3 protein-coding genes are annotated in these 3,708 nt (G+C 61.0%); all 3 read right to left on the bottom strand.

Annotated features, from left to right (window positions below; translation table 11 throughout):
• Positions 1 to 950: TonB-dependent siderophore receptor (locus tag JNL55_RS14070; RefSeq protein WP_293854120.1), on the bottom strand; the 950-nt coding region annotated here is incomplete at its 3' end.
• A gap of 237 nt (positions 951 to 1,187) precedes the next feature.
• A complete protein-coding gene (locus tag JNL55_RS14065) occupies positions 1,188 to 2,768 on the bottom strand; it encodes a tetratricopeptide repeat-containing sulfotransferase family protein (protein WP_293854116.1) in 1,581 nt (526 codons plus the stop codon).
• A partial coding sequence (locus JNL55_RS14060; RefSeq protein WP_293854113.1) for a sulfotransferase family protein occupies positions 2,769 to 3,708 on the bottom strand: 940 nt, incomplete at its 5' end.

The raw sequence follows: 3,708 nt of genomic DNA, 5'->3' as shown, positions 1-3,708 counted from the left end.
TGATCGAACTTCCGGTAGTTATAGGACGCCTTCACCTCCCAGCTGTCGCCGAGCCGGTGCGTGTACTCGACAAAGCCGGCGTCGGTTCGCGAGTTCCACCACGTCCAGTCCATCGTGGTCGAAGCGCTGCGGGGAAACTCGAGCTGACTGCCGTCGTTGCCCGAGAAGGTCAGCGCGCCCCACATGTTGTGGTCGGTATCGACCTGCTGATGGGAATAACCCACCGCCAGCGCACCGTTCTCGCCGATCTGCCCGTCGACCACGGCGTAGGCGTAGGTGCGCTCCTCGTGGAAATCGCGCAGGTGTGAATCGTTCTCCTGCCGTGCGACCACGGCGCGGCCGGCCCAGGTGCCCGATTCATTGAACGGCGTCGAGTAGTCGGCCTCGATGCGGCGGCGGTCGAACGAGCCGTAGGTGACACCGATCTGTCCCTGTGCCTCGTTGGTCGGACGCTTGCGAACGTAGTTGATCGTGCCGGCGGCATTGCCCACGCCGGTCAGCAGGCCATTGGCGCCGCGGATGACTTCGATCTTCTCGAAGCCGTAGGAATCCATCGCGTTGGTGACGATGCCCCAGCCGTTGGGCAGGCCGACGCCGTCGATCTGCGTGTTCTTGATCTCGAAGCCGCGCGACAGGTATTGGGTGCTGTTGGTCGAGACTTCCTCGACCTGGATGCCGGTCGCCATCTTCAGCGCGTCGTTGATGTTGTCGGCGCCGAACTGGTCCATCTCTACCTGGTTGATCACGCTGACGGACTGCGGCGTGTCCTTGATTTCCAGCTTCAGGTTGGTGGCGCCGGTGCTGACGCGGTTGGCACGCTGAGCCACGACCAGCACCTCCTCGAGCTCGGTAGCTCGAACGTTCGAGGGGGCATCGGCGTTCTGCGCGTGAGCAGTGCCGGCAAATGCGCTTGCGACGAGGACTGCGGCGGACAGAGGTCTAAGCATCATTGGAACAAGTCTCCCAGCCAGATTTTTTTAATCACCGTGCGATCTGGGACACAGAATATGGACCGCGCAGCGCCGCCGTCCATCCATGCGCAAGAATGCACCGGCTGGGGTTATGCATTGAAACTAAAAGGTTTTTCTTCGCCCGGGCGCAAGAATCCGCGCGTCCCGCGGCACAAATGCGCAGAATCCCGCGGGCCTGTCGGGAAGAAAGATAGGATCGGCGCAGGGGTCAGCGACTCAAGACTGAGCCGGCGCAGCTGGTAGGTTCAGCAGCGGCCCAAGCCAACGCTGGTACGGAGCCCACTTGGGCACATCGCGAAGTTGAACTCCATTGCGCACCTGGACTGCGCTAGCAGTGACGACACCGCGATGACGAGAGCCCAGTTCTAACATCGCTGGATCGAACGGCAGTCCGCAGAATTCTGTTACACGCCGCAGCTCCGATTCTGGGTCGGTCAGAAGCCGCGCGTATTGCACGTCCAGGATTCGACCGGGGAAGCGCGAGTGCCAATGCTTCATCAATCTCACGTACCAGGTGTAGTAGTCCGCGAGTTCGCTCAGGTCGTAGCTGTAGGGATTCGCGTCGGAAAACAGTTCACGCAGATTGGAGAAACAGGTCTCCACCGGATCGCGAACCATGTGCAGGATCTTGGCTTGTGGTAGCGAGTGGGCGATGAATCCGATGTTCAGGAAGTTGGAAGGCAGCTTGTCCGTGAAGTATCGCGAGCTGCCCAGCCGCCAGTTCACACCTTCGAGATAGCGTTTTCCTGCGACGCTTAGATCGGCGCTGCGAGCCCGCGCCACCAGCGTCGCGTCCATCACGCCTTTGCAATGATGATCGATCGTGTAGCGCATCGCGCTGGTGAAGTCGTACAACTCGCCCAGCGCAGCGACCTCCGGATGGCCAGCGAGCATCTGCTCCAGCAATGTCGTGCCGGAACGGTGCATGCCCACGATGAATATCGGCACCGGCCCCACCGTGACGTCGTCGTAGCTGGCATCGGCCGGCTCGAATGTCGATAAGGCATCGAACAGATGCTTCATGCCGCGAGCGTCGTAGGTCAAGCGCGACCGCCGCGCGCGACAGCCCTGCATCAGTGCTAGCCAGGCCTCGTCGTAGCGCTGCAAGTCATCGAGCTCTTTATGAAGCGCGAACGATAACAACGCGATGTCTTCCGCAGGCCGGCCGGGCCGGGCCAGCTCTCGCCGGATCGCGTCGACGTGATTGCGTTCAGCAGTCTGGCGACGCAGTCCCGAACGTAACCAGTATCCTTGCGCGATCTCAGGCGCTCTGCGGATGGCGCGCTCCACATCGTGCTCGGCGTCGTCGAAGCGACCGAGATAGGTAAGGATCTGCGTGCGTGCGAGCAGCGTCGTCGGATAGTCGGGGTCGGCCCGTCGCGCCTCGTCGAGATACGCGATAGCTCGCTCGGGCAGATTGAGATAACTCAGCTGCGCCCCGGCGGCAATCAACAAAGGAATGGGCATGCTAGCCAGCGGCCCGACTCGTTCGATACACGCCAGCAGCTCGGGCACTTTGTTGAACGTGCGCAGGCGTGGCAACAGCTCAGCAAGAATCTTCTCGTCTTTAGTGCCGGTTCGTACTGCCGCCAGCGCGAAGTCCTCGGCGCGACGATAATTTCCCCGCAACGAATGCATGTACGACAGTTGCACCAGCGTGTAGGGCTCGAGCGGCACCTTCGCAAGAACTCGTTCGTACGCAGCGATGGCCCCGCTCCAGTCCTGTCGAGCTGCCAGAGCCTCTGCCCTCGCCAGCATCGGTCGCAACACAGCGGGCACGCAGGCGGGAGTAGTCATTCAGATCTGCAATCGAGCAAGCAGCGGCTGCAGCTGTCGCTCATAGCGCTGCCAAGCGCCGATCCCTCGCAGATGGATACTTTCGCGCACCTGGCTACTGCTGGCCGTCGACACTGGCGCACTGTTACGCGTGATCTCATGCAAAGCGTCCTGCCTGCCGAGCCCCAAAAATTCGAGCACACTCGCTGTCGTTTGTTCCGGAGCTCGGACCAGGTCCTCATAACAAACGATCCGTACCGACGGTGGCGCAACGGTTTGCCAATGCCTCAACCAACTCCGCACCCGCAAGCAATGATCGGCCAGAGGGTTCAGCGCATAGCTATACGGATAGGCATCTGCTTGGAATAACTCTTTCAGAGTCGAGAAACAAGCATCCGCCGGGTCTCGCTGCAGACACAGCACACGCGCCGAGGGCAACGCTTGCAGGATGATGGGCAGGTTGAACAGGTTCTGCGGATTCTTGTCGATGACATATCTTGTGTCTGCGGCCAGTCGGCCCAGGCGCCGCTGGTAAAGACGTCCGACTTGCTCGAAGTTCAGCTCTCGGAGCAGCTGCACGCGGTCTCCCTGCACCGGCGAGCGGAAGAAGCGACCGGAGGCTTCACTCACTGCAGCTGAGAAGTCGTTGCGTTCGCCCAGAGACGTCACCGACGAGTGATTGCTCAGAATACGGTCGAGCAACGTCGTCCCGGTGCGAGGCATGCCGACGATGAAGATAGGGACAAACTCGACTGCTTCAGCAGCCGCTGGCAGCGACACAGGAAGTTGTATCAGCGCATCGAGCCGGGACGCTTCGAGCTGCGAATCGAACGCAAGGCGACGATTCATCAGGTCCGCTCCGCTGGATAAAGCAGACCAGGCCTCCTCTCGATGATCGGCCGCATCGTACTCACGAAACAGCGCGTAGAACAGATGTGCTTGTTCGATGCCGCCCGGCTTT

This window comes from Steroidobacter sp., from assembly GCF_016790065.1.
Lineage (GTDB): Bacteria > Pseudomonadota > Gammaproteobacteria > Steroidobacterales > Steroidobacteraceae > Steroidobacter.
The sequence above is the reverse complement of the archived record's forward strand: the minus strand, read 5'-3'. Positions and strand labels throughout refer to the sequence as shown.